Genomic DNA, 24,731 nt, shown 5'->3' with positions numbered 1-24,731 from the left:
TTCGTTCCAAGACGTTGCCCATTGGCAACGCCACAAAAAAGCCCGTTTCAGGACCCGGCGATCCTGAGGATGTCGTTATACGTCGCAAACACCATTAGCATCAGGACCAGACCCAGCCCGATTCGGAAACCTACCTCCTGCGTCCGCTCCGACAGCGGGCGTCCCCGCAGCGCCTCCGCGCTGTAGAAAAGCAGGTGTCCGCCATCCAAAAGCGGGATCGGAAACAGGTTCAGCAGGCCGATCGAGACCGAAAGGATGGCGCAAAGGTTGATCACGAACTGGAACCCGGCGCTCGCGGCCTGCCCTGACAGCTTCGCGATTCCAATCACCCCGCTCACCTCGGCCGGATTGCCGGTTCCAACGAACAGCGACCCGAGGAACTTGAACGTGCTGGAAATGATGTACCAAACCTGCTCGACGCCGATCCTCAGGGCCTCCAGCACGCCGACGGAGGCGCTGGTGGCCTCGCCGACCTGAGCCTTGTGCTCGATTCCAAGCACGCCGATTCGGTGAGCATTGCCGAAGGGGTCCTTGACCTCCCTGAGCGCCGGCGTCGCCTTGAGCGCGACGATCGCGCCATCGCGCTTCACCTTGAACCCAAGCTCTGAACCAGCATTCGAGGCTACAATGCGCTGCATGTCGGCAAAGCTCTGAATCGCGCTGCCGTCGATCTCCACGACGACATCGCCGACCTTGAAGCCGGACGACGCTGCGACGCTTTCGGCCACCAGGCCGTCGACCCGGGCGATCGTGCTCGGCTTGCCGTAGTAGAGCGCCATGCCCGCGAAAATCAGGGCGCCGAGGATGAAATTGGCGATCGGGCCGGCCGCGACGATGGCGGTGCGCTTTCCGACCGATTTGTGATGGAAGCTGCCTTCGCGCTCTTCCGCCGTCATGGCGGCGAGCGTCTCGGTCGACGGCGTCGATGCCTCGCTGTCGTCGCCGAAGAATTTGACGTAACCGCCGAGCGGTATCGCCGAGATCTTCCAGCGCGTGCCGTGCCGGTCGTTGAAGCCGGCGAGCTCCGGCCCGAAGCCCAGCGAGAACGTCAACACCTTCACGCCGGCCCAGCGCGCGACCAGGAAGTGGCCGAGTTCGTGGAAGAAGACGACGATGGTCAGGACGAAGAGGAAGGGAACGATGGTACCGAGAAGCCCATGACTCAACGCATTGATACTATGAATAAAATACTCGGGCATTCGATTTTCCCTCGACAAGAGCCAAAGGCTCCGCCCCCAACCCTCTAGGTTGCCTTTAAGGCAATTTGAGGCAATAGGGCGGCAGCTTTATTTCGCGCGATATGGTCAACGGAAATCGCATCATCCGCCGAGCGCAGTGGTGGCTGATTCCCCGACCTGATCCAATCGTTCATCGTCGCCTCGACCAGGCGGGCGATCGCGCCGAACTTGATCTTGCCGGCGATGAACGCGGCGACCGCGATCTCGTTCGCGGCGTTGTAGACCGTCGTCGCGCCGTGCCCCATCCGCAGCGCCTCGTACGCCAGCCGCAGTCCCGGGAAGCGTTCAAAGTCCGGCGTCTCGAAGGTGAGCTGTCCGATCTTGGCGAGATCGAGCTTGGCGGACGGGCCGACAACGCGGTCGGGCCAGCCGAGGCAGTGCGCGATCGGGATCCGCATATCGGGCGTGCCGAGCTGGGCGACCACCGAGCGATCGGAGAACTCGACCATGCCGTGGATGATCGACTGCGGGTGCACCAGCACGTCGATTTCATCGGGCGTCAGGGCGAACAGATAGGACGCCTCGATCACCTCGAGACCCTTGTTCATCATCGACGCGGAATCGATCGTGATCTTCTGCCCCATGCTCCAATTGGGATGTTTCAGCGCCTGTTCCAGCGTCGCCTGCTCGATGTCGGCGGGGGCCCAGGTGCGGAACGGCCCGCCGGACGCGGTGATGATCACCCGCGTCAGTTCCTCGCGGTTGCCGGAAGCCAGCGCCTGGAACAGCGCATTGTGCTCGGAGTCTGCCGGCAGAATGCAGGCGCCGGCCTTCTTGGCCCGCTCCATGAAGATATCGCCGGCGCAGACCAAACATTCCTTGTTGGCGAGCGCGACGGTGGCGCCGCGATCGACCGCGGCGAGCGCGGGCTTCAGCCCGGCCGCGCCGCTGACCGCGGCCATCACCCAATCGGCAGGCCGCGCGGCCGCCTCGATGATCGCGCTCTCCCCGGCCCCGCATTCGATCCGGGTTCCGGCCAGCGCATCCTTCAATTCGGAAAGTCGGGCCGGATCGGCAATGGCCGCGAACCGCGCGCCGAATTCCTTGGCCAGCTTGGCGAGGCCCTCGACATTGCTGTTCGCGGTCAGCGCCTCGACCCGGTAGCGGTCGCGCGCGCCGCGGAGCAGATCCATGGTGCTGTCGCCGATCGAGCCGGTGGCACCGAGGACGGTTACGGTCCGCACCGCGGACACCGCCGCGGCCTTGTTGTTACGCAACGGAACTGCGCTCATTTCATCACCAAACCATAAGACCGCGCCCGACGCCATCGGCGCCACCACGGAGAAAGCCGAAAATCGCCGCCACAATGACGGCCGCGACGAATCCGTCCAGGCGGTCCAGGAGGCCGCCGTGACCGGGAATGATGTGACTCGAATCCTTCACGCCGAACCGCCGCTTCACCGCGGATTCGAAGAGATCGCCGAGTTGCGAGACCACCGACAAAACGGCGCCGAGCATCAAGAGCGGACCGGTCGAGCCGATCTCGAAGGCGGCAAAGCCGGCCGCGACCAGCAGGCTCGCCACGAAGCCGCCAACCGCACCCGCCCACGTCTTCTTCGGGCTGACCCGCACCCAGAGCTTTGGCCCGCCGATGCTGCGGCCCGCGAAGTAGCCGCCGATATCGGTGACCCACACGATCAGCAGCACGAACATCAGCGCGGCAAAGCCCTTCGCCGTGTCGAGACGCAGCAGGACCGATGCGATCTCGGCCGCTGCCGCATAGAGCAATCCCGCAATGGCCCAGTTGCGCCGCGCGCCGGACGTCAGTGCCACAACAACCGCACCGACGGCGAGCACGATCAGGGCCGCATCGATACGGCCGGCCATCAGGCACAGTCCGGCGAGCAGCAACGCGATCACACCGGGCACCAGGATCCGGAGCTCGCGTCCGAGTCCGGTGACAACAAGCCATTCCGCGAACAATCCAGCCGCCGCCAATGTCACAAGGAGCGACCAGGCGACGCCACCCATATAGGCCAGCGCGATCGCAACCGGCGCCAGCACCAGCGCCGCGATCACGCGCATCGCGAGATTGCGCGACCCCTGTTCGTTTGCTGCCGCCGGCGCGGCCTCGCCCTCGGTCACGATCCGGTTTTCGCAGCGAGCCCGCCGAACCGGCGCTCGCGCTTGCCGTATTCCGCAATCGCGCCCTCGAGCGCCGCCTTGTCGAAATCCGGCCAGTGAATCGGCACGAACACGAGCTCGCTATAGGCGGCCTGCCACATCAGGAAGTTGGACAGACGCTGCTCGCCGCTGGTGCGGATGATCAGATCCGGATCCGGAATGTCGGGCGCATCGAGATATTGCCCGAGCGTGTCGGCATCGATGGAGTTGGCGTCGCGCTTGCCTTCGGCGACCTCGCGCGCAAGGCGCCGCGCTGCGGAAGCGATCTCCGCGCGCGAACCGTAGTTGAAGGCGACCACGAGATTGAGCTTGTCGTTATTCCTGGTCAGCTCCTCGGCTTCGTTGAGCAGCGCGCAGATGTCGGCGTCGAGGCCGTCACGCTGGCCGATCACGCGCACCCGCACCCCATCGCGGTGCAGCGTCGCCAGATCGTTGCGGATGAAGCGGCGCAACAGGCCGAACAAATCGCCGATCTCGCTGGCCGGCCGCGACCAGTTCTCCGAGCTGAAGGAAAAGATGGTGAGATAGACGATGCCGAGTTCATGGGCTGCGCGCACCACACGGCGCAGCGCTTCGACGCCGCGGCGGTGGCCCTCGACGCGCGGCAGGCCGCGCGACTTGGCCCAGCGCCCGTTGCCGTCCATGATAACGGCCACATGCAACGGACTGCCGGTGCGATCCGGTCCGTCAGTTGCTGGGGCGGCGGCGTTCGACATCGGCTGTTCCCGTAGCGCCTTCAGACCGTCAGGATTTCCTTTTCCTTGGCAGCGAGCAGCTGATCGATTTCGGCGATCATGCCGTCGGTCGCCTTCTGCACCTCGTTCGACAGGCGCTCCTGATCGTCCTCGGAGATCTCGTGATTCTTCTCGAGCTTCTTGATCACGTCGAGACCGTCGCGGCGCACGTGGCGCACGGCGACCTTGGCCGCTTCGGCGTATTTGTGCGCGACCTTGACGAGCTCCTTGCGGCGCTCCTCGTTGAGCTCGGGAATCCGCAAGCGCAACACCTGCCCTTCGGTCGCGGGCGACAGGCCGAGATTGGAATCGACGATCGCCTTTTCGACCGCCTTCACCATCGTCTTGTCCCAGACCTGCACCGAGAGCAGGCGCGGCTCGGGCACGCTGATGGTCGCAACCTGGTTGAGCGGCATATGCGAGCCGTAAGCCTCGACCTGGACCGGCTCCAACATGGAGGCCGCGGCACGGCCGGTGCGCAGACCGCCGAGCTCGTGCTTGAGCGATTGTGTGGCGCCCTGCATGCGGCGCTTCACGTCGTTGATGTCAAAACCAGGTGCGGCCATGACGTTCTCCCTTCCCTAGAAACCGGCTGTCGACGCCCGGAGGCGCGGCATCAGCCGGCGACGACCGTGCCGTGTCCGGTACCGCGCAGAATCGCACCGATCGAACCGGGCTCCGCGATCGAGAACACGATGATAGGCAGCGACGTCTCGCGGGCAAGCGCGAAAGCGGTCGCGTCCATGACCTTGTAGCCGCCCTCGATCGCCTGCGAATGGGTCAGGCGGTCGAAGCGCTTGGCTTTGGGGTCCTTCTTCGGATCGGCGCTGTAGACGCCGTCGACATTGGTGGCCTTCAGCACCGCCTGCGCGCCGATTTCGGCCGCGCGGAGCACGGCGGTGGTGTCGGTGGTGAAGAACGGGTTGCCGGTTCCACCGCCGAGCAGGACGATGCGTCCCTCGGCAAGATATTTGTGCGTTGCACTACGGGTGAACAGCTCGGAAATCTCCGGCATCACGAATGCCGACAGGGTCTGCGCCGGGGTTCCCTTGCGCTCGATCGCCGCCTCCAGCGCGAGGCAGTTCATCATGGTGGCAAGCATGCCCATGGTGTCGCCGGTCGGCCGGGAGACGCCGCGCGAGGACACCTCGACGCCGCGGACGATGTTGCCGCCGCCGATCACGACGGCGACCTCGATGCCGAGCTTGCGGGCCGCAATCAGGTCGTCGGCGACGCGATCGACCGTCGGTTGATCGATACCGAACCCGTGGGAGCCGGCCAGATATTCGCCGGAAAGCTTGATCACCACGCGACGATAGATCGGCTCAGCCATGATGCGATCGCTTTCTTATCCGCGCAGGCAGGCTTCCGGCGCAAAGCGCCGGAGGCCCTGGTGTCAGCGGTTACTTCTTGCCGCTGGCGGCCGCGACTTCGGCGGCGAAGTCGCTTTCCTGCTTCTCGATTCCCTCACCGAGAGCATAGTTCACAAAGCCAGCGATTTTGATCGGCCCGCCGACCTTACCCTCAGCTTCCTTCACCGCCTGGGCAACGGACTTGCCGCTGTCGTGGATGAAGGCCTGATCGAGCAGGCAGACTTCCTTGTAGTAGGTCTTCAGGCCGGAATCGACGATCTTCTCGATGACGTTCTCCGGCTTGCCCTGCTGGCGGTACTTGTCGGCCAGCACGTCCTTCTCGCGCTTGACGGTCTCCGGATCGAGCCCGGCCGGGTCGAGCGCCAGCGGCTTCGCCGCCGCCACGTGCATGGCGAGCTGGCGGCCGAGCACTGCGAGCTCATCGGCCTTGCCGGCGGACTCCAGCGCCACGATCACGCCGATCTTGCCGGCGCCCTCGACGACCGCGTTGTGGACATAGCTCGACACCACGCCCTTGCTCACCTCGAGCGAGGCGGCGCGGCGCAGCGTCATGTTCTCGCCGATGGTCGCGATCGCGTCGGAGATCGCGGTCTCGACGGTGACATCGCCGACCTTCGCCGCCTTGATCTTCTCGACGTCGGCGCCGTTGTGCAGCGCGACCTGGGCGATCATCTTGACCAGGCCCTGGAACTGCTCATTGCGCGCAACGAAGTCGGTCTCGGAGTTGACCTCGACCAGCACGCCCTTGGTGCCGGAGGTCAGCGCGCCGATCAGGCCCTCGGCCGCCACGCGGCCGGCCTTCTTGGCGGCCTTGGAGAGGCCCTTCTTGCGCAGCCAATCCTGCGCTTCCTGCATGTCGCCGTTGTTCTCGGTCAGCGCCGCCTTGCAATCCATCATGCCCGCGCCGGTCGACTCGCGGAGCTCCTTGACCATCGCTGCTGTGATCGTTGCCATCGTTCAATGCCCTTCTTGCCTGTACAGAAACCGCGGCGCCCGATGGCGCCGCCGTCTGCGACAGGGAGATCGTTGTTCGTGGAATAGAAGCGGCGGCCGGGCGAAACCCGGCCACGCCGCGCAACCTTTATTCCGCTTCGGCGAGCGTCTTGGCCTGGGCGACCCAGGCGTCGGCACGGCTCGGCAGACCGACTTCTTCGCCGATCTTGTGCGCGGTGTCGTGATCGAGCTCGGCGAGCTGCCAGTAGTGGAAGATGCCGAGGTCGTTGAGCTTCTTCTCGATCGCACCGGACACGCCGGTGAGCTTCTTGAGGTTGTCGGCGGTGCCGCGCGGGCCGGCGAGGCCCTGGAAGCCGGACGGCGCAGCCGCCGGAAGGTCTTCCTGCACGGGCGTCGCCGACGCACCGATGTCGATTCCCGACTCGCCCTGAGCGCGCGAGATGCCGTCGATGGCGGCGCGCGCCACGAGGTCGCAATACAGCGAGATCGCGCGGCCGGCGTCGTCATTGCCCGGCACCACATAGGTGATGCCCTTCGGGTCCGAATTGGTGTCGACAATCGCGGCGACCGGAATGTTGAGCCGCTGGGCTTCCTGGATCGCGATGTCTTCCTTGTTGGTGTCGATCACGAAGATCATGTCGGGAAGACCGCCCATGTCCTTGATGCCGCCGAGCGAACGGTCGAGCTTGTCGCGCTCGCGCTGCAGCGTCAGCCGCTCCTTCTTGGTGTAGGAGTTGGCTTCGCCCGACGACAGCACGTCGTCGAGGTGACGCAGGCGCTTGATCGAGGCCGAGATCGTCTTCCAGTTGGTCAGCGTGCCGCCGAGCCAGCGCGAGTTGACGAAGTACTGCGCCGAACGCTTCGCGGCGTCGGCAACGCCGTCCTGGGCCGAGCGCTTGGTGCCGACGAACAGGATGCGGCCGCCCTTGGCGACGGTATCGCTGACCGCCTGCAGCGCACGGTGCAGCATCGGCACGGTCTGCGCGAGGTCGATGATGTGGATATTATTGCGGGCGCCGAAGATGTAATCCTGCATCTTCGGATTCCAGCGGTGGGCCTGGTGGCCAAAGTGAACGCCAGCTTCCAAAAGCTGACGCATGTTGAATTCGGGCAGCGACATAGATCCAATTCTCCGGTTGGTTCCTCCGGAAACGTGTGAGCAAACGCGCCTGAATGGCCCGGTTGCCACCGGACGGCCTTGAGAGCCATGTTTCCGTGTGAGATGGCGCGCTATATAGCGCGATTTGCGCGAGAAGCAAGGAAATACGGCCGGTTACAGCGGACGGCCGAGCCCAAATCGTACCGAAACGGACCTGTTCGGCGCCCGAAGTCCCCCTTTAGAGGGTCTGCACGTCGACCACGCCCGCCACCGCCTTGATCGCACCGGCAATCTGCGGCGAGACCTTGTAGCGGCCGGGCAGCTTCATCTCCACCTCGGTTTCGAGGTCCAGCATCATCACCAGCGAGACGTCGCCATCGGCCCCTGCCGCCGGTGGCGGCGCGGCGGCCGGCTTCACGGCCGGTGCCTTTGCGGGGCCGCCCGGGGCGGGCGCGGCTTCCGGCATGTTGAGGCGGCGGGCGATCGAATCCAGCGGCTTGGTGTCGCGCACGAAGATGCGCAGGCCCTTCTGGGTCTTGGCGGCGGCGTGATCCAGCGGCTCGGCGTGCAGCACCCTCGCCCGCACGTCCTCGCCCTGCAGTTCGGCGCCGAGCTGCAACAGCACGGCCGCCCCCGGCTCGAGCACGTCGCGGTACTGCGCAAGGCCCTCCGAGAACAGCACCGCCTCGAAATGGCCGGTCGGGTCCGACAGGCCCATGATGCCCATCTTGTTGCCGGTCTTGGTGCGCCGTTCCATGCGCGACACCACGGTAGCCGCGACCTTGCCGGCGGTGGCGCCGGTCTTCACCGCGCGCGAGAATTCCGCCCAGGATTGCACGCGCAGCCGCTTCAGCGCGGTCGCGTAATCGTCGAGCGGATGGCCCGACAGGAAGAAGCCGATGGCGTCGTATTCGCGCCGCAGCCGGTCCGCGGGCAGCCACGGCTCGATCTGCGGCAACATGATGCTCGGCGCATCCGCCGCGCCGCCGAACATGTCGTTCTGGCCCGAGGTCGCCGCCTCGTGGCTGCGCTGGCACGCGGCGAGGATCGCATCGGCACCGGCGAAGACGCGCGCGCGGTTCGGCTCCAGCGTGTCGAAAGCGCCGGCCGCCGCAAGGCTCTCGATGATCCGCTTGTTGACGGCGCGCGGGCTCACCCTTGCTGCGAAATCGGCGAGCGAGGTGAAGACGCCCTTCCTGTTGCGCTCCTCGATGATCTGCTCGACCGCCTGGATGCCGACGCCCTTCAGCGCCGCGAGCGCGTAGTAGATCGTGTTGTCGCTGACCTCGAAGGTCGCGCCGGAGCGATTGATGTTGGGCGCCTCGACCTTGATGCCGAGCCGCTGCGCCTCGGAACGAAATTCGGAGAGCTTGTCGGTGTTGTTGAGTTCGAGCGTCATCGACGCCGCCAGGAACTCGACCGGGTAATGCGCCTTCATATAGGCGGTGTGGTACGACACCAGCGCATAGGCGGCCGCGTGGCTCTTGTTGAAGCCGTAGTCGGCGAACTTGGCGAGCAGCTCGAAGATCGTCTCGGCCTGGCCCTTCGCCACGCCGTTCTTCATCGCACCGGCGACGAAGATGTCGCGCTGCTTGTCCATCTCGGCGCGGATCTTCTTGCCCATCGCGCGGCGCAGCAGGTCGGCCTGGCCGAGCGAGTAGCCCGCCATCTGCTGCGCGATTTGCATCACCTGTTCCTGATAGATGATGACGCCGAAGGTCTCCTTCAGGATCGGCTCCAGGATCGGATGCAGATATTCCGATTCCTCGTCGCCGTGCTTGCGCGCGCAATAGGTCGGGATGTTCGCCATCGGGCCCGGGCGATACAGCGCCACCAGCGCGATGATGTCCTCGAAGCGGTCCGGCCGCATGTCGATCAGCGCGCGCCGCATGCCCTGGCTTTCCACCTGGAACACGCCGACGACATCGCCCCGCGCCAGCATCTGATAGCTCGGCGCATCGTCGATCGGCAGCGTCGCGAGATCGACATCGACGTCGCGCTGCTTGAGCAGCTTCACCGCGACGTCGAGCACGGTCAGCGTCTTCAGGCCGAGGAAGTCGAACTTCACGAGGCCCGCGGGCTCGACCCATTTCATGTTGAACTGGGTCACCGGCATGTCGGATTTCGGATCGCGGTAGAGCGGCACCAGCTCGCTCAGCGGCCGGTCGCCGATCACGATGCCGGCGGCATGGGTCGAGGCATGGCGCGTCAGACCTTCGAGGCGCTGCGCGATATCGAACGCACGCGCCACCACCGGATCCTCGTCGCGGAACGCCTGCAGCTTCGGCTCGCCCTCGATCGCCTGCGCCAGCGTCACCGGTGCTGCGGGATTCTGCGGCACCAGCTTGGTCAGCTTGTCGACCTGCCCATAGGGCATCTGCAGCACGCGCCCGACGTCGCGCAGCACGCCGCGCGCCTGCAGCGTACCGAAGGTGATGATCTGCGCCACCTGGTCGCGGCCGTAGCGCTCCTGCACGTACTGGATCACCTCGCCGCGGCGGTCCTGGCAGAAGTCGATGTCGAAGTCCGGCATCGAGACGCGCTCGGGATTGAGGAAGCGCTCGAACAGCAGCGCAAACCGCATCGGATCGAGGTCGGTGATGGTGAGCACCCAGGCGACCAGCGAGCCCGCGCCGGAGCCGCGGCCCGGCCCGACCGGAATGCCCTGCGCCTTCGCCCATTTGATGAAGTCGGAGACGATCAGGAAGTAGCCCGCATATTTCATGCGGGTGATGACGTCGAGCTCGAAGGCGAGCCGCTTGCTGTAGTCCTCCTCGGTCATTCCCGGCGAGAGACCGTGCACCCGCAGGCGATTCGCCAGCCCCTCCTCGGCCTGGCGCTTCAGCTCGGCGGCCTCGTCGGCGGCGGCATCGGCGCTGGCGGCGGCACCGACCGTGAAGAACGGCAGGATCGGCTTGCGGGTCTTCGGCCGGAACGAGCAGCGCTCGGCGATCTCCACCGTCGAGGCCAGCGCCTCCGGGATGTCGGCGAACAGCACCGCCATCTCCGCACGGGTCTTGAAACGGTGATCCGGGGTCAGTTGCTCGCGGTTGGTCTCGGCGATCAGGTGGCCGCCGGCGATGCAGAGCAGCGCGTCATGCGATTCGTAGTCGTCATTGCTGGCGAAATACGGCTCGTTGGTCGCGACCAGCGGCAGGCCCTTGCTGTAGGCGAGATCGATCAGGCCGCCCTCGGTGCGGCGTTCCTTGTCGGCGCCGTGGCGCTGCAATTCGATGTAGAGGCGGTCGCCGAACAGGCTGGCCAGGCGCTCGCAGCGGGTGGTCGCCAGCGCCGCCTGTTCGGCCCGGAGTGCCAGCGCGATCGGCCCGTCGGGGCCGCCGGTCAGCGCGATCAGGTCCTCGGCGTCGTCGGTGAGCCAATCGAACTTGATGTGCGGGGTCTGGTTGACCGGCGTCTCCAGGAACGCCCGCGAGTTCAGCCGCATCAGGCTGCGGTAGCCGCGCTCGCGCGCCGCCAGCAGCACGATTCGCGCCGGGCCCGTCGTCGCTAGGATGCTCCGCGTGTTCGGATCGACGTCGCCGAAATCCACCGCCAGCTCGCAGCCGACGATCGGCTGGATGCCGTAGCCGGCCATCTTGTCGGAGAATTCTAGCGCCCCGAACATGTTGTCGGTATCGGTCAGCGCCAGCGCCGGCTGGCGGTCGGCCTTCGCGAGCTCGCCCAGCTTGGCGATCTTGATCGAGCCCTTCAGCAGCGAATAGGCGGAATGAACGTGAAGATGAACGAATCCGGCATTCGGCATGGCTGCTTACGGAAGCTCTTGAGTCAGGGATGGAGCGAGCGCCAGGGCCGGAACTCGAAAGCGTCAGACCCGACTCGCAATCCCATCGTGGGGCCTGAACCCTGCCAAGTCCACGCCGAACGCGGCGCGGCGGCAAGTCCTCCCGCTTTTCCCCAAGGGCAAGCCATGCCCCTGGCCCCGCGCGCGCATTTTCAGAATTGGGTGATCAGCTGGGCCCACACCGCGATCATCCCGACGAACAGCGTGATCGATGCCAGCGCTGCAGCTTCCTGCACGAAAATCTTCAACATGGCCGCTCTCCCTGAACTGGAACGTATGCAGAACATTGTTCCTTTTTTGTTCTAGGAGTCAAGCAACGGTAGTAGGTCAGTTTGAAAACTGACCCCGAAAGAATTCCCTTGGTTAATCGTGGCAGGAAGTGGCAGCGACTCGATAGTTTGAAGCGTTGCTGCGCTCAGCGTAGGACGTGCCGATTCACTTCTCAAACTGGGCTGCCAGCGTTGCTTGGGTAGTGGGTCAGTTTGATTGTGGCTGTCGGCCGGGATGGAAATTGGCTGGCACAGGGTGCATACTTGCTCCATGAACCACTGGCTAAAAACTGCCTTGATCATTTTCGGCATGTGCGCTGGATGGATGGCCTTTGGTTACTTGACCACCGATGACGATGAGATCGTCCGAATCGTTGCGGCGCAAAAATGACCTCTAAACGCCCCAGAGACCCCAACCTCTGCGGTTAATTCCTGACCGGCCAACGTCTCGCCGCCGATCCGGATAGCGAGCTGGTCGGAGGCTCCGGGGAGCTAGTTACCGCAACAATTCCCCGCCTGCTTGGGCGGGCACGGGACCGTTCCGAAGGAGCAAAACACGCAGCAATCTCCTGCTTTCGGTTTCAGGCGAGTGCCGCAGCCCTTGCAATCGTAGAAGAACCGGCAGGCGTCGGTCGGCATCGTCTCGATGGAGACATGGCCGCAGGATGGGCACGTCAGTTCGGAGATCAGCTGCAGGTCCGTCATGCCCCGAATATGCGGCGTTGACCGTTCGGTTGGAAACCCCCGCCCAATCAAGTCTGCCCCGAATCCCGGAGCTGACGAGCAGAGCCCATCCCCTGCTCGTGGCCGCCAGGCCAACAAAAAACCCCGGGCCGAAGCCCGGGGTTTTCGATGCCGCTTGAATTAAGCGAGCGATCAGTACTTCGCGATGACCGGGCCACCGAACTTGTAGTTCAGACGGCCGAGGACCATGTCGGTGTCGCCACCGGTGTGGAAGCCGGTCACGGCAACACCAGCCGGGGTCACGAAGGTCGCGCCATGGGTGTCTTCGAAGATGTGGTTGTACTCGACGCCGAGCGACCAGCCCTGCGAGAAGGCGAATTCGAGGCCAACGCCCACCGTCGGGCTCCAACGGGTGTCGAAGCCGGTCTGGGAGGCCAGATTGCCGGCCGCGTTGAGGAACTGGAAGTTGCGATCGGTGACCGCAGCACCGCCCTTGGCGTACAGCAGGACGTTGTTCCAGGCGTAGCCGATCTGACCGGTGAACAGGCCGAACGCATCGGTCTTCGAGCGAACGATGCCGCCCGGGACGACCAGATTGCCGGTGCTGCCGGAGAAGTCAGCCCAGTTGCCCTGAGCTTCCAGACCGAACACCCAGCCGCCGGCCTGCCAGCGGTAGCCGATCTGGCCACCGACGGTGCCGCCGTTGGCGTCGTAGCTTCCGACGCCGCCGAAGCCGTCGACCGAACGGTTGTCGTGGCTCTGGCCCCAACCACCGTTGATACCGATGTAGAAGCCAGTCCAATCATAAACAGCGGCAACCATGGGCGGCGGAGCCTTGGTGTAAGGGCGAGCCGCGAGGTCAGCCGCGGAGGCAGCAGTCGCGCTGAGCGCGAGCATGCTGGCGGTGACAAGCAAAATCTTTTTCATTTTCCCGTTCCAACTTTTTCTACAGGCCCCCAAGGCCGCGAGACACCGTCATAGCAGCCCCCGGCGGAATTGCTGTAACTTCGCGGCAACAGGCAGGGCCAAACGACTTCGCTCAAATTTGAAGTTAATACTGTGTTACGGGCGCTTCTTGGAGTTTTGCCACATAACTGCCGCACAATCTTCACAATTCAGGGCCGCCTCCGCAGCTGCGCGCAAGATCGTGTTGACCGGAACCGGCTTGTCCGATTTGGATCGTCGCCAAGGTCGAATCTTCCCAGCAGAAGGAATGCACATGCGGACGATGATTCTTGCTGCTGCAGCGTCAGTGGCCGCACTCGCAACGCTGGGGACTGCGCCCGCGCATGGCGTCGGCGTGCGTTACCCGTTCTGCATTCAGGGCGACCGCTATCCCGGCCTGAGCAACTGCTCCTATCCGTCGTATGAGGCGTGCCTGGCCACCGCTTCGGGCATCGGGCAGAACTGCGTCGCCAACCCCTATTATGCAGGCGACAACGACCCGCGCTCCTCTCTTCACGTGTCCCCGCGGGACCGCCGTGAGGGCAATTTCTTCGACCTGTTCATCCACTGACGCCCGATCCGGCAAACACCAGCGCGCGAATGTGAGTTGATCCAGCGCTGCGCGCGGGTGCCTATTCGCGCGCGCTCGGTATCAGCATTGCCGGCGCCCGACCGACGAGGAGATTTCTGATGCGCAGTTTGCTTCTGGCACTCTTGCCGGCACTTTTGGCCCTGGGTGCCGTCGCGCCGACACCAGCCAGCGCCCAGAAATACGACTCGACCTCGCCGGTCTGCAAAACCAACTACCGATGGGGCGGTGAGGATACCGACTGTGGCTACAGGTCGATCGCGCAGTGCCAGGCCTCGGCGTCCGGCCTGGCGGCGATCTGCATCAACAATCCCTATTATGCCGGACCGTCGATCGACGGTCGGCCGAGAGCATCTGGCAGACGGCCTCGCCCCACTTATTGAGAGCCAGAACCTGTTTCGTTCCGATCGAAGCGAAGCGGAAAAAGGCTCCGAATTCTTCGCCTTAACGCGATTTCTTCACGCGCACCGCTAGCCAGTTCACGCGACGGCGCACTATTCGAGCTCGACAACCTGTCCGTTCGACAGCGACACCCGGCGATCCATTCGCGCGGCAAGATCCAGATTGTGAGTCGCGATCAGCATCGCGACCCGGGTCGCCTTCACGAGTTGCATCAGCGCGTTGAAGACGTGGTCGGCGGTGCCGGGATCGAGATTGCCGGTCGGCTCGTCCGCGAACAGCACCCGGGGCGCGTTGGCAACCGCGCGCGCGATCGCGACACGCTGCTGCTCGCCGCCCGAGAGCTCGGCCGGACGATGAGTAATGCGGTCGCCGAGCCCGAGATAGGAGAGAATCTCGGTCGACCGTTTCACGGTTTCGGAGCGTTTGAGGCCGCGAATCATCTGCGGCAGCATGACGTTTTCGAGCGCCGAGAACTCCGGCAGCAGCCGGTGCGATTGATAGACGAAGCCGATATCGGAACGGCGAATCTGGGTGCGGTCGACGTCGGACATCTGCGAGGTCGGCGTGCCCGCGACATAGACTTCGCCGTCATCGGGGGTCTCCAGCAGGCCCGCGATGTGCAGCAATGTCGACTTGCCGGATCCCGACGGCGCCACCAGCGCCACCGATTGACCGGGCCACAGCGCGAGATTGGCGCCGTTCAGGACCGTCAGCGTCGCTTCGCCCTGCCGGTATTCCCGCTTGATGTCATGAAGATAGACGACCGGTGTGTCTTCCGCCCCCTCCGCCATGTGCGCTCCTTATTCGTACCGGAGCGCGTCGACCGGATCGAGGCGCGCGGCGCGCCACGACGGGTAGAGCGTCGCAAGGAAGGACAGCGTCAGCGCCATGATCACGACGGCGAGCGTCTCGCCAAAATCGATTTCAGCAGGCAGCTTCGACAGGAAATACAGCGTGGGATCGAACAATTCCGTGTTGGTGAGCCACGACAGGAATTGCCTGATGGTTTCGATGTTGAAGCAGATCAGCAAGCCGACCAGGAGACCGACCAGCGTGCCGACGACGCCGATCGATGCGCCGGTGATCAGGAATATCCGCATGATCGAACCCTGCGAGGCGCCAATGGTCCGCAGGATCGCGATGTCCTGGCCCTTGTCCTTCACCAGCATGATCAGTCCCGAGACGATATTGAGCGCCGCGACCAGCACGATCATGGTCAGGATCAGGAACATCACGTTGCGTTCGACCTGCAGCGCGTTGAAGAAGGTCGAATTGCGCTGCCGCCAGTCGACCAGGAACACCGGCCGGCCGGCCGCCTCGGTCACCAGCTTGCGATAGGTTTCGATCTTGTCCGGATTGGTGGTGAACACCTCGATCGAGGACACGTCGTTGTTGCGGTTGAAATAGGCCTGCGCCTCGGCCAGCGGCATGAACACGAAGGTCGAATCATATTCCGACATGCCGATCTCGAACACCGCAGTGATCTTGTAGGGCTTGATGCGCGGCGTGGTGCCCATCGGCGTCACCGCGCCCTTCGGCGAGACCAGCGTGATCATGTCGCCGGCATGCAGCGAAAGCTGGTCGGCGAGTCGGCGACCGATCGCGACGCCCTGCCCCTCGTCAAAGCCCTCGAGCGAGCCTTGTTTGATGTTCTTGGCGATCGAGGTGAGGTTGTTGAGATCGTCGGCGCGGATGCCGCGGATGAAGACGCCGGCGGCGTTGAACGGCGATGAGCCGAGCCCCTGCCCGTCGACCACCGGGGCGGCGAGACGGATGCCCTGCACCTGGCTGATGCGGTCGGCGACATCCTTCCAGTCGGTCAGCGGCGATTCCAGCGGCTGCACCAGAATATGTCCGTTGAGGCCGAGGATCTTGTCCAGCAATTCCTTGCGGAAGCCGTTCATGACCGCCATCACCACGATCAGCGTGGCGACGCCGAGCATGATGCCGAGGAACGAAAAGCCGGCGATAACCGAAATGAACCCTTCCTTGCGGCGCGCGCGCAGATAGCGTCCGGACAGCAGCCATTCGAATGGCGCAAAGGGCGGGGTACGGACTGGCTCGCTCATGGTCTCATCCATCTGTCGATAATCCCATGATTCGGGCCAAATGTGGCCGGATTACCCCGCCGATCAGCGCGGCGTGAATAAACTTTAACCCGCGAGCTTCGCGACCACGTCGGCGGGGCTCATGTTGTCGCGTGAGCCGTCGCTGCGACGCTTCACTTCGACCTTGCCGTCCGCAAGCCCCTTGGGTCCGACGAGAATCTGCCACGGGATGCCGATCAGATCGGCCGCGGCGAACTTGGCGCCGGCACGCTGGTCGGTGTCGTCGTAGAGCACGTCGACGCCCTTCGCCGAGAGCTCGCGATAGAGCTGCTCGCAGGCGCCATCGACCGCGGCATCGCCCTGCTTGAGATTGAGGATCGCAGCGCGGAACGGCGCGACGGCCTCGGGCCATTTGATGCCGGCGTCATCATGACACGCTTCGATGATCGCGCCGACCAGACGCGACACGCCGACGCCGTAGGAGCCGCCATGGATCGGCACGTCGACGCCGTCGGGACCGGCCACCATCGCCTTCATGGTGTCGGAATATTTGGTGCCGAAATAGAAGATCTGGCCGACCTCGATGCCGCGCGTGTTCAGCCGCTTAGCCTCGGGCACTTCCCGTTCGAAGCGCGCAGCTTCGTGGACGTCCTCGGTCGCGGCATAGACCGAAGTCCACTGCTTGATGATCGGCGTCAGATCACCGTCATAATCGACGTCCTCGCCCGGCACCGGCAGGTCCAGCACATCGCGGTTGATGTAGACGCCGGACTCGCCGGTCTCCGCGAGCACGATGAATTCGTGGCTGAGGTCGCCGCCGATCGGACCGGTCTCGGCCCGCATCGGGATCGCCTTCAGGCCCATCCGGGCAAAGGTACGCAAATAGGCCACGAACATCTTGTTGTAGGAGCGCCGCGCGCCGGCCTCGTCGAGGTCGAACGAATAGGCGTCCTTCATCAGGAATTCGCGGCCGCGCATCACGCCGAACCGTGGCCGCTGCTCGTCGCGGAACTTCCACTGGATGTGGTAGAGGTTGAGCGGCAGGTTCTTGTAGGACTTGATGTAGGAGCGGAAAATCTCCGTGATCATTTCCTCGTTGGTCGGCCCGTACAACAGCTCGCGCTTGTGACGATCGAGGATGCGCAGCATCTCCGGACCATAGGCGTCGTAGCGGCCGCTTTCGCGCCAGAGATCGGCGAGCTGCAGCGTCGGCATCAAGAGTTCGAGCGCGCCGGCGCGGTCCTGTTCCTCGCGAACGATCTGCTCGATCTTCTTCAACACCCGGAAGCCGAGCGGCAGCCAGGCATAGATGCCGGCGGCCTCCTGCCGCATCATGCCCGCGCGCAGCATCAGCCGATGCGAGACGATCTCCGCCTCTTTCGGGTTTTCTTTCAGGATGGGCAGGAAAAACCGCGACAATCGCATGGCGTTACTCGGGAATCAGGAAAGCGTAGGAAGAGCTGCAGTGAAACCGGATCGGCTGTGAAAACACAAGGCCGCCAAATAAGAAAAACCCTTCAAATCAGGCGATTTTCGGCCATTTGAACGAATTGCTCGCCGTCGAAGTGCCGAGCGCGCCGACCGCGGCTTTACCTGACCTCGAAATCGTCTTCCAGCGTCACTTTCTTGAAATCGGTCACCAGGGCGTCGATCTGCATGTGCCAGCGGCCCGGGACCGGCAGCGGCACCTTGCGCACGTGCCAATAGCCGTCGGCACCGCGCGCGGCGGCGCGTTCCATCGGTTCGATGCCGCGCTCGGGCAGGCTCAGCGTCAGCGTCGCCTTCTTGGCCGCAAACGGGCTGGCATCGCCGTTCATCAGCTGCAGCACGAAGTCATTCGGCCCGACCTTGCCCGGCGCAATCAGGACCTGGAACATCGCGGCATCGGTGTGGATGTGGACCGCGAGCGGAACATCGCTCGACATCGCCAGCACGCGCGGCGGCGGCGTGAAGCGCCATAATGCGACGAGGCCGAGAATGGCAATCATCAGCACGAATTCGAGCGCGATCGAGCGCTGCAGCGGCCGTGTCCGATGAAACTCGCGCGCGATGGCCGGCGTGAACACCAACCGGTTCAGCGCAGCGAGCCCGAGCAGCACCACCACCAGCACCAGTTTCGCAACAAGGATGTTGCCGTACCCGGTGTCGATCAGCGCGTGAAAACTTTCGAGCTGGACGATCGCGAGGGCGAGGCCCGACAAGGCGATCAAGGCGACAACCGGTACCGCGAGCGTCGAAAAATGCCGCAGCACCCGCAGCAGCGAATCCTTGCGCTGCCAGGCAAGCACCGCCAACGGCGCGAGCGCGCCCATCCAGAACGCCACGCCCACGCCATGGATGAACAGCGCGGCTCGCGTCAGCCATTGCGGCGAGGCGGTGGCGGCATGGCCGCTGACCGCAAACGACAGCCCGACACAGATCATTGCGATCGCGGTGCGGGTGAAGGCAGCACCAAACGACGGGCTGCGCCAGGCGATCGCCGCGATCAGCATCGCGGCGATCGCGAGCAGCAGCGCGGGAAACAGGCTGGTGCCGGCGGCGCTGGCCCATGCCGCCCACGTCACGATGCCCGAGAGCGGCAGGTTCAACAGGTCAACGCCCTGCAGTCCAAACGACGCGATCGCGCCGACAAGGCCGATCTTCAGCGACCACATGATCAGCCGCTCGCCGGCCGGGCCCTGCGCGATCCAGGCCGCAAAGAACATCCCGCCGACGCCGGCAAACAGACCCAGATAGAGCCCGAGCCGCGCCAGCCAGATCAACACATGGAGCATGCCGTCGCTTGACGGCGCCGCCGAGCCGGTGACGACGCCGATCGAAAACAGCAGCGAGCCCGCGACCGGATGGCCATCCTGCGACACCACGCGATAGCTGACCACCTGCGTGCCCTGTGGCAGGCTCGCCGGCAGTGTCACCATCACCGACTGGTCGACGGCGCGGATCGCGACGTCGCGCGGCTTGCCCGCGGCGTCGAGCAGGCTGACCGCCGTCGGCGCCACCGCTTCGTTGAAGCGGAGCACCACCGTCCTGGGTGCTTCAGCCACCACACTGCCGTCGGCCGGTTCGGCGCCGACCAGGACGGCATGCGCATGGGCCGAGGTCGCAAGACACAACGCCACGAGCAGCGCTGCGAGGTTTGCGACCAGCCGCATCGGTTACGACTTCGGCAGCAGCTTGACGCCGGGCGCCGGTGTCTTGCTGCCATGGTCGTGCCCGCCGCCCTGCCCGTCGGCTGGGATATCGATCCAGCGGCTGACGCCCTGCTCGCACTCCTGCACGACCGGAAAGTACAACTTGGTGTTGGGCTTCAGGGTATCGGTGAGAAACGTCTGCATCACGAACTCGTCGTAGTTCTGGTCCGCAAGCTTGCCACCGCTCCAGGCGACTTCCTTGACGCCCTCGGAAAGCTTGGCGCCGTGATAGTCGTATTGGGCGGCGTATTTGCCGGTGACCGTATCGAGAGCCCAGCCCGCCTTCGGCATCGGCTTCACTCCGATCACGCCCTCCGGAATCTGCACCCGGACCTTGATCGTCGCCGAGCCCGCGCAGCCATGCGGCACGGCGAACACCGCCTTGTAATACGATCCGACCGCCGCCTGCTTTCCTTCGAGCGTGATATGCGCGATCGCCGGCTGCGCTGCGAGCAGCGCCGCCGTGGCAATGAGGAGCGTCTGTGATCGCATGGCTCGCTCACATCTTCTTCATGTCCATGTGACCGGAATGGTCGCCGTGGCCGGAATGACCGCCGCCGCCCGGCGCCTGCGCGCCGACGGCCTGCACGTCCAGCGAGACCGAGACCTTGCCGGCCTTTTCGAACTCGAGCGTGACCGGCACCTTGTCGCCCTGCTTCAGCGGATTCTTCAGGTCGAACATCATCAGGTGATAGCCGCCCGGCGCGAGCTTCACGGTCTTGCCGGGCTCGATGGTCAGACCCTTGTCGAGCGCACGCATCTTCATCACACCATTGTCCATCGACATCTCGTGGACTTCGATCTTGCCGGCAACATCGCCGGAGCCTGACACCAGCCGGTCGGGCGTCGTCCCCTTGTTCTCGATCGTCAGATAGCCGCCGCCGATCTTGGCGCCGTTCGGCGTTGCGCGCGTCCAGGCCTGCGTGATCACGAGGTCGCCGGCCTTGACGTCCTCGGCGCGTGCGGACGCCGACACGAGTGCAGCGGTCAGCGCTGCGAAGGCAAGGATGCGGTGGAATGTCTTCATGGCGACGGATTTCCTTTCAAGTTGAAATTCAAGTGTCATCTGGTTGCTGCCGACTGGGCGCTGGACCATTTGTCCAGATCGGCGATTTCGGCCGACCCTTCGATCGTCGTGATCGTTCCATCCCGGGAAATCAGCATGGTTCGCGGGATATCGCCTTGCCAGCCCGGATCGATCTCAAATCTCAACCGCTCGGCAAAGCCGTCGTCGAAAATCCAGTTTTCGGCCGCGCCGAGGCCGGCGCGATCCAGCATCGATCGCGTCGCTTCCGGAAGGTTGGGAACCAGATCCGCGCTGATCGTGACGACATCGATTCCGGGATGATCCTTCATGAACTGGCCAAGCTGCGGCAGCTCGACCTTGCATGGTCCACAGGTCACTCCCCAGAAGTGCACCAGGGTCGGATGACCTGCATGCGCATGCAGCAGCTTTTGCCAGCTGCCGCGTTCGAACGGCTTTGGCGCGCCCTCTCCCGCCGCCAGTGCAGTCGGCAGCGTTGCGAGCAGGATCAGCGCAGCGAGCAAATGACGCTTCATGGTTCGCCCTCGATCGCTTGAAAATGGTAGCCGTCGGCCTTCGTCATCCACGACAGATAGGTCTGCCGGCTGTCCGAGACGAGCAGCGGATGGTCGGAACTGTCGGCGGTATCCGCGATCACCGTTGGCTTCGACCATGTCGCTCCATCGTCGTGCGACGTCATGAGGTCGATTGTCGTCTTCTGCCCGTCGAATTCCTTCCAGGCCATCACGAGCCCCTGCGGCCCCGCGATAATCTGTGGCCTAGACGGGCTGCGGTTCGGCTGACCGACCGGAAGCGGATCAGAGAAGGTTTTGCCGCCGTCGCGCGAGCGCGCATAGAACAATCCCTTGCGCGCCTTGCCGTTGGTGTACCACGTCACATGGTACGTTCCTTCGGGCGATACGGTTAGGCCCGGACCGTGATGCGGACAGGCCGCGATCTGCCAGTCGTCGCGGCTCACCCGATGTATCTCGCCGGGCGTAGCCAGGTCGGAGAACGTCACGATCGCATGGTCGCGCACGCCGCCCTCAAAGATGTTCCGGAACACGACCACCGGGTGGCCCGCGCCGTCGAACGCCAAAGCGAGGCGGCAGCATTCGCAGGTGTTGTCGGCGACGAGCCGAGCGTCGGAATAGGTTGCTCCGCCATCTTTCGATGACGCGAAAAACAATCCGGCACCGTCATATTTCTGGCCACGCTGCTGCGCCGGCACGCGGTTGCGCTTGTCGAGCCACGCGGCAAACACCGCCCCCGCAGGATCGAAGCCGATCGCCTCGAACCGCTGGCTCTCATTGTTCGTGGTGATGGCCTTCGGCGCATCGAAGCTGCGCCCGCCATCGGTCGATCGCGTGGTCAGCACCTGACCGTTGAAATTCTGATCGCGGAAGATCGAGAAGGCCACAGCGATGTTGCCCTTGGCATCGATCGCAAGCTTCGGCCGCGCATCCGGTCCCCAATCGAGATTGAGCCGCTCCCGGGTGACCTGCACCGGTGTGGAAAAGCTCTTGCCCTGGTCTTTCGAGTTCGCGACGGAGATCTGGCCGCCGGCCATCCACGCCAACCACAATGTCCCATCCCGCCCAAAGGCGGGCGTGACCTTGGTCGCGCAGCGCAGGGCCGTCTCTTCGCAGGCCGCTTCGGAGGCGTGCTGATGGCTCATCTGTGCGACGGCAAGGCTCGGCAAGGCCGCGAGCATGAGCGTTGCAAGCAGCGTCAGGGCGACCGGTTTGCGATAGGTCATTGATGCGCTCCTCATTTGAACGCAATCTTCATGCCCGCCACGAAGGCGCGCGGCGATCCGGCATAGATCGAGTTGGTCGAGTTTGCCAGTACGCTCGCGGGATTTTGAATGCCTGCCGCGGTCACCGAATTTGAGATGTTGTTCGCCGACGCCACGTAGGTCCGGTCGAAGACGTTCCTCACCTCGATGTACAGGTTCAGCGCCTTGAAATAATCCGAGACGAGATCGGTCTTGTAGTGCAGGTTGAGATTGACCAGCTCATAGCCCGGCGCCTTCAAGAGGTTGGCGTTGTCCATGTAGAAGCTGTCCTTCCGCTGGACTTCGACGAACCCGCCAAGTCCCTGCAACGGACCCGACAACTGGTCGTAGCCCAACCGCGCCGTGAGCTCGTTCGGTGAGATGCCGGGGATCTTGTTGCCGGCGCGATTGAAACTGAACACCGCTCCGTTCGTGATGCTTTCGACATATTCCGTGTAGACCTCGTCGAGATAGGTGTAGGCCGCCGAGAACCGCCAGCCCGGCAGGAATTTCCAGTCGGCGGCCAGTTCGACGCCGCGATGCTCCGAGCGCGGCGCGTTGAACGTGTAGGAGATGCCCGCAAGCGGCGTAGCCTGGGAAACGAGCTCGTCCTTGAAGAACTCGTAGAAGCCGGTGACGCTGACTTTGAGCGCGTTGTTCGGTGTCCAGTCGGCGCCGACGTCGTAGCCGAGATTCTTCTGCGTCCGCAGCTGGGTGTTGTTGCCCGAGGCGCCGCTCGGCAGGACGAACAAATTGCCGACCTGCGGCGTGCCATATCCGGTAGCCACCCGCCCGCGGAACTGCCACTCGCTGTTCAGCCGGTAGAGCAATGCGAGCTCGGGCGCGGTATTCTGGAATTGCCGATCGGCGGTCGTGACCGCCGTGGTCGTGGTTCCGGCCGCGCCGGCGTAGCTATAGGCGGTGTTCCGCCCCGTCAGACTGGTGGCCTCCCAGCCAATGCCGGCAACGGCCGTCAGCGCCGACGTGAGCTTCAATTCCTCCCGCGCACGAACGCCGTAATTCGTCGTCGTGCTGAGCAAATTGCTCGACAGGCTTCCGAGCGTCGCATTTCCCCCCGGCATCACATTGCGCGTATCGCTCGACGCGGTGAGCGTATTGTAGAAGCCGCCGAAATAGGTCGTCGAATCCAGCCCGAACACATCGCCGCGTCTGACGACGTCGCTCATGTAGTTGTAGGACGGGAAGTCGCCGATCGCGCTCGTCGATCCCGTCGGCTGGTTGATGTTGCGGTCGTCGAAGACGAACTGGTTGCGCCAGGTGGTCTGGTTGTCGAAGTCGTGCTCCCAGCGGCCGCCGACGATGGTACGGCGGTCGTCGCGCCCGAGGCCCGCCTGAACCGCAGTCTCTTTGTCGGTTCCTGCCGCCGCGTTGAATCCGTTGTTGAACAACGTCACGGTCGCGCATCCCGGCGCGGCCGTCGCGCCGGTCGTGCAACCCTGCTGGAACGGGTTCTGGTAGAACTGGTTCAGCGAGGAGCGGATCGGCAGGCGCGTCGTCAGGTCGTTATTGATCAGCTTCACCGTGAAGCGATCGTCCGGCGTGACCTGCAGCGTGCCGAGGAAATTGACGGTCTGGGTGTTGAACCAGCTGTTGCCGATGTAGCCGTCGCCGCGCGCGTCGCTCGCGAACAGCGAGCCCTCGAAATTGCCGACCTTCTTGCCCGCGGCGAGATAGTTGTTGAGGTAACCGAAGCTGCCACCGTCGACGCCATACTCGACGCCGTCGATCGTGCCGCCCGGCCGGGTCCGGAAATTCAGCGCGCCGCCGGTCGCGTAATTGCCGTAGAGCGCCGATGACGGCCCGCGAACCACGTCGATGGCGCCATAGGCATGCGGATCGATCAGGTCGCTGCGCGACAGGCCGTCCGGCTGGGTCACCGGGAAACCGTCGTCGAAGACGACGAGATTGCGGATGCCGAAGCCGTTGCGCGCATTCGACCCGCGGATCGAGATGCCGAAATCACGCGGGCCGTTGCCCTGCTTGATCGAGATGCCCGGACTGTCCCGCAGCACATCGGCGACGGAGAACGCCGGTCGGTTGTCGAACTGGCTGCGGTCGATGGTCGTCTGCGTCTGGCCCGTGGGCGCCCGGTTCAAACCGTCGCGGGTCGCGGCAAGCGTCTCCCCCGGCCTCGCGCCGCCCGCCGGGGCCGCCGTCGCGGCCGGCGCTGTCGCCGGCTTCGGAGGCCGCTGGACGGATGCCGCACGAACGCGCGGCTTCGGCGCCGCCGGTTTGGCGCGCACCGCCGTCCGGGGCGCCTCGACGGTGACAGAGGGTAGCTCTGTGCTGGGCGCCTGGGCTTCGGCAGCGGACGGCGATGCGCAGAGCGTCGCGCCCAGCGCGAGCACGCTTGCCGCTTCCAGCGGATGATAGCGAAACATGGATGAATCCTGACGCCGGCGCTTCGGCCGGCTTGCTCAAGGGCACTTGCCGGCGCGGGACGCACCGGCAGCGACA

General features: G+C 64.5%; 22 protein-coding genes. 2 read left to right on the top strand and 20 right to left on the bottom strand.

The features are described from left to right. Positions 1–47: 47 nt before the first annotated feature. The 11 genes from rseP to JEY66_RS22355 all read right to left on the bottom strand — a co-directional run bounded on the left by rseP (position 48) and on the right by JEY66_RS22355 (position 13,204). Positions 48–1,199: an RIP metalloprotease RseP gene (gene rseP, locus JEY66_RS22405; protein WP_026192814.1), complete on the bottom strand. Its 1,152-nt coding sequence runs from the start codon at positions 1,197–1,199 to the stop codon at positions 48–50. Between the two features lie 44 nt (positions 1,200–1,243). Continuing rightward, entirely contained in the window at positions 1,244–2,470 is a 1,227-nt protein-coding gene (gene dxr / locus JEY66_RS22400; RefSeq protein WP_018271840.1) for a 1-deoxy-D-xylulose-5-phosphate reductoisomerase, read from the bottom strand. A 4-nt stretch (positions 2,471–2,474) separates the two neighbouring features. Continuing rightward, on the bottom strand, positions 2,475–3,323 hold the full coding sequence (locus JEY66_RS22395; RefSeq protein ID WP_016841821.1) for a phosphatidate cytidylyltransferase: 849 nt from the start codon (positions 3,321–3,323) through the stop codon (positions 2,475–2,477). Then, a complete protein-coding gene (locus JEY66_RS22390) occupies positions 3,320–4,078 on the bottom strand; it encodes an isoprenyl transferase (RefSeq protein WP_026192815.1) in 759 nt (252 codons plus the stop codon). Before JEY66_RS22390 ends, JEY66_RS22395 begins: the two co-directional genes overlap by 4 nt. Before the next feature lie 20 nt (positions 4,079–4,098). Further along, complete coding sequence (gene frr / locus JEY66_RS22385; protein ID WP_016844334.1) at positions 4,099–4,662, bottom strand: ribosome recycling factor; 564 nt, start codon at positions 4,660–4,662, stop codon at positions 4,099–4,101. Between the two features lie 50 nt (positions 4,663–4,712). Continuing rightward, positions 4,713–5,429, bottom strand: coding sequence for a UMP kinase (pyrH, locus tag JEY66_RS22380; protein WP_016844335.1), 717 nt, complete (start codon positions 5,427–5,429; stop codon positions 4,713–4,715). Positions 5,430–5,499: 70 nt separating this feature from the next. Next, complete coding sequence (gene tsf, locus JEY66_RS22375) at positions 5,500–6,423, bottom strand: translation elongation factor Ts (RefSeq protein ID WP_018271842.1); 924 nt, start codon at positions 6,421–6,423, stop codon at positions 5,500–5,502. 127 nt (positions 6,424–6,550) lie between these two features. Continuing rightward, positions 6,551–7,543 carry a 30S ribosomal protein S2 gene (locus JEY66_RS22370; protein WP_016846252.1) on the bottom strand — a complete coding sequence of 331 codons (993 nt, stop codon included), beginning with the start codon at positions 7,541–7,543 and terminating at the stop codon, positions 6,551–6,553. Positions 7,544–7,760: 217 nt separating this feature from the next. Beyond that, the gene (gene dnaE, locus JEY66_RS22365) at positions 7,761–11,285 is read right to left on the bottom strand and encodes a DNA polymerase III subunit alpha (protein WP_018271843.1); all 3,525 of its coding nucleotides are present in this window, start codon (positions 11,283–11,285) and stop codon (positions 7,761–7,763) included. Positions 11,286–12,085: 800 nt separating this feature from the next. Further along, positions 12,086–12,289: a GDCCVxC domain-containing (seleno)protein gene (locus JEY66_RS22360; RefSeq protein WP_075968968.1), complete on the bottom strand. Its 204-nt coding sequence runs from the start codon at positions 12,287–12,289 to the stop codon at positions 12,086–12,088. Between the two features lie 180 nt (positions 12,290–12,469). Then, positions 12,470–13,204, bottom strand: a complete 735-nt coding sequence (locus JEY66_RS22355) for an outer membrane protein (protein ID WP_016840548.1) — start codon at positions 13,202–13,204, stop codon at positions 12,470–12,472. A gap of 292 nt (positions 13,205–13,496) precedes the next feature. On the opposite strand from JEY66_RS22355, the gene JEY66_RS22350 reads away from it, so the two are divergent. Both JEY66_RS22350 and JEY66_RS22345 read left to right on the top strand, forming a co-directional pair. Then, a complete protein-coding gene (locus JEY66_RS22350) occupies positions 13,497–13,793 on the top strand; it encodes a DUF3551 domain-containing protein (protein WP_244620830.1) in 297 nt (98 codons plus the stop codon). A gap of 119 nt (positions 13,794–13,912) precedes the next feature. Then, positions 13,913–14,194, top strand: a complete 282-nt coding sequence (locus JEY66_RS22345) for a DUF3551 domain-containing protein (RefSeq protein WP_075968965.1) — start codon at positions 13,913–13,915, stop codon at positions 14,192–14,194. 111 nt (positions 14,195–14,305) lie between these two features. Here JEY66_RS22345 and JEY66_RS22340 read toward each other — a convergent pair whose 3' ends face one another. The 9 genes from JEY66_RS22340 to JEY66_RS22300 form a co-directional block, all read right to left on the bottom strand. Continuing rightward, a complete protein-coding gene (locus tag JEY66_RS22340; RefSeq protein ID WP_016840545.1) occupies positions 14,306–15,004 on the bottom strand; it encodes an ABC transporter ATP-binding protein in 699 nt (232 codons plus the stop codon). A 9-nt stretch (positions 15,005–15,013) separates the two neighbouring features. Next, positions 15,014–16,294, bottom strand: a complete 1,281-nt coding sequence (locus JEY66_RS22335; protein WP_016840544.1) for a lipoprotein-releasing ABC transporter permease subunit — start codon at positions 16,292–16,294, stop codon at positions 15,014–15,016. A gap of 72 nt (positions 16,295–16,366) precedes the next feature. Beyond that, entirely contained in the window at positions 16,367–17,686 is a 1,320-nt protein-coding gene (gene proS / locus JEY66_RS22330) for a proline--tRNA ligase (protein ID WP_016840543.1), read from the bottom strand. Positions 17,687–17,850: 164 nt separating this feature from the next. Further along, positions 17,851–19,413 (bottom strand): copper resistance CopC/CopD family protein, encoded by a 1,563-nt coding sequence (locus JEY66_RS22325; protein ID WP_018271845.1) that lies wholly within the window; start codon positions 19,411–19,413, stop codon positions 17,851–17,853. Positions 19,414–19,416: 3 nt separating this feature from the next. Beyond that, complete coding sequence (locus JEY66_RS22320; RefSeq protein WP_016840540.1) at positions 19,417–19,944, bottom strand: YcnI family protein; 528 nt, start codon at positions 19,942–19,944, stop codon at positions 19,417–19,419. A gap of 7 nt (positions 19,945–19,951) precedes the next feature. After that, positions 19,952–20,479: a copper chaperone PCu(A)C gene (locus tag JEY66_RS22315; RefSeq protein ID WP_016840539.1), complete on the bottom strand. Its 528-nt coding sequence runs from the start codon at positions 20,477–20,479 to the stop codon at positions 19,952–19,954. Between the two features lie 35 nt (positions 20,480–20,514). Beyond that, complete coding sequence (locus JEY66_RS22310) at positions 20,515–21,012, bottom strand: TlpA family protein disulfide reductase (RefSeq protein ID WP_016840538.1); 498 nt, start codon at positions 21,010–21,012, stop codon at positions 20,515–20,517. Beyond that, entirely contained in the window at positions 21,009–22,235 is a 1,227-nt protein-coding gene (locus JEY66_RS22305; RefSeq protein WP_018271846.1) for a sialidase family protein, read from the bottom strand. The genes JEY66_RS22310 and JEY66_RS22305 overlap by 4 nt, the downstream gene beginning before the upstream one ends. An 11-nt stretch (positions 22,236–22,246) precedes the next feature. Next, positions 22,247–24,655, bottom strand: a complete 2,409-nt coding sequence (locus tag JEY66_RS22300; protein WP_018271847.1) for a TonB-dependent receptor family protein — start codon at positions 24,653–24,655, stop codon at positions 22,247–22,249. Positions 24,656–24,731: the final 76 nt, after the last annotated feature.

The organism is Bradyrhizobium elkanii USDA 76 (assembly GCF_023278185.1).
GTDB lineage: Bacteria > Pseudomonadota > Alphaproteobacteria > Rhizobiales > Xanthobacteraceae > Bradyrhizobium > Bradyrhizobium elkanii.
The sequence above is the reverse complement of the archived record's forward strand: the minus strand, read 5'-3'. Positions and strand labels throughout refer to the sequence as shown.

Excerpts from the sequence above, each read along its gene's own strand:
- rseP (WP_026192814.1), bottom strand. The coding sequence starts at position 1,199 with ATGCCCGAGTATTTTATTCATAGTATCAATGCGTTGAGTCATGGGCTT.
- dxr (WP_018271840.1), bottom strand. The coding sequence starts at position 2,470 with ATGAGCGCAGTTCCGTTGCGTAACAACAAGGCCGCGGCGGTGTCCGCG.
- JEY66_RS22390 (WP_026192815.1), bottom strand. The coding sequence starts at position 4,078 with ATGTCGAACGCCGCCGCCCCAGCAACTGACGGACCGGATCGCACCGGC.
- frr (WP_016844334.1), bottom strand. The coding sequence starts at position 4,662 with ATGGCCGCACCTGGTTTTGACATCAACGACGTGAAGCGCCGCATGCAG.
- pyrH (WP_016844335.1), bottom strand. The coding sequence starts at position 5,429 with ATGGCTGAGCCGATCTATCGTCGCGTGGTGATCAAGCTTTCCGGCGAA.
- tsf (WP_018271842.1), bottom strand. The coding sequence starts at position 6,423 with ATGGCAACGATCACAGCAGCGATGGTCAAGGAGCTCCGCGAGTCGACC.
- JEY66_RS22370 (WP_016846252.1), bottom strand. The coding sequence starts at position 7,543 with ATGTCGCTGCCCGAATTCAACATGCGTCAGCTTTTGGAAGCTGGCGTT.
- dnaE (WP_018271843.1), bottom strand. The coding sequence starts at position 11,285 with ATGCCGAATGCCGGATTCGTTCATCTTCACGTTCATTCCGCCTATTCG.
- JEY66_RS22355 (WP_016840548.1), bottom strand. The coding sequence starts at position 13,204 with ATGAAAAAGATTTTGCTTGTCACCGCCAGCATGCTCGCGCTCAGCGCG.
- JEY66_RS22350 (WP_244620830.1), top strand. The coding sequence starts at position 13,497 with ATGCGGACGATGATTCTTGCTGCTGCAGCGTCAGTGGCCGCACTCGCA.
- JEY66_RS22345 (WP_075968965.1), top strand. The coding sequence starts at position 13,913 with ATGCGCAGTTTGCTTCTGGCACTCTTGCCGGCACTTTTGGCCCTGGGT.
- JEY66_RS22340 (WP_016840545.1), bottom strand. The coding sequence starts at position 15,004 with ATGGCGGAGGGGGCGGAAGACACACCGGTCGTCTATCTTCATGACATC.
- JEY66_RS22335 (WP_016840544.1), bottom strand. The coding sequence starts at position 16,294 with ATGGATGAGACCATGAGCGAGCCAGTCCGTACCCCGCCCTTTGCGCCA.
- proS (WP_016840543.1), bottom strand. The coding sequence starts at position 17,686 with ATGCGATTGTCGCGGTTTTTCCTGCCCATCCTGAAAGAAAACCCGAAA.
- JEY66_RS22325 (WP_018271845.1), bottom strand. The coding sequence starts at position 19,413 with ATGCGGCTGGTCGCAAACCTCGCAGCGCTGCTCGTGGCGTTGTGTCTT.
- JEY66_RS22320 (WP_016840540.1), bottom strand. The coding sequence starts at position 19,944 with ATGCGATCACAGACGCTCCTCATTGCCACGGCGGCGCTGCTCGCAGCG.
- JEY66_RS22315 (WP_016840539.1), bottom strand. The coding sequence starts at position 20,479 with ATGAAGACATTCCACCGCATCCTTGCCTTCGCAGCGCTGACCGCTGCA.
- JEY66_RS22310 (WP_016840538.1), bottom strand. The coding sequence starts at position 21,012 with ATGAAGCGTCATTTGCTCGCTGCGCTGATCCTGCTCGCAACGCTGCCG.
- JEY66_RS22305 (WP_018271846.1), bottom strand. The coding sequence starts at position 22,235 with ATGACCTATCGCAAACCGGTCGCCCTGACGCTGCTTGCAACGCTCATG.
- JEY66_RS22300 (WP_018271847.1), bottom strand. The coding sequence starts at position 24,655 with ATGTTTCGCTATCATCCGCTGGAAGCGGCAAGCGTGCTCGCGCTGGGC.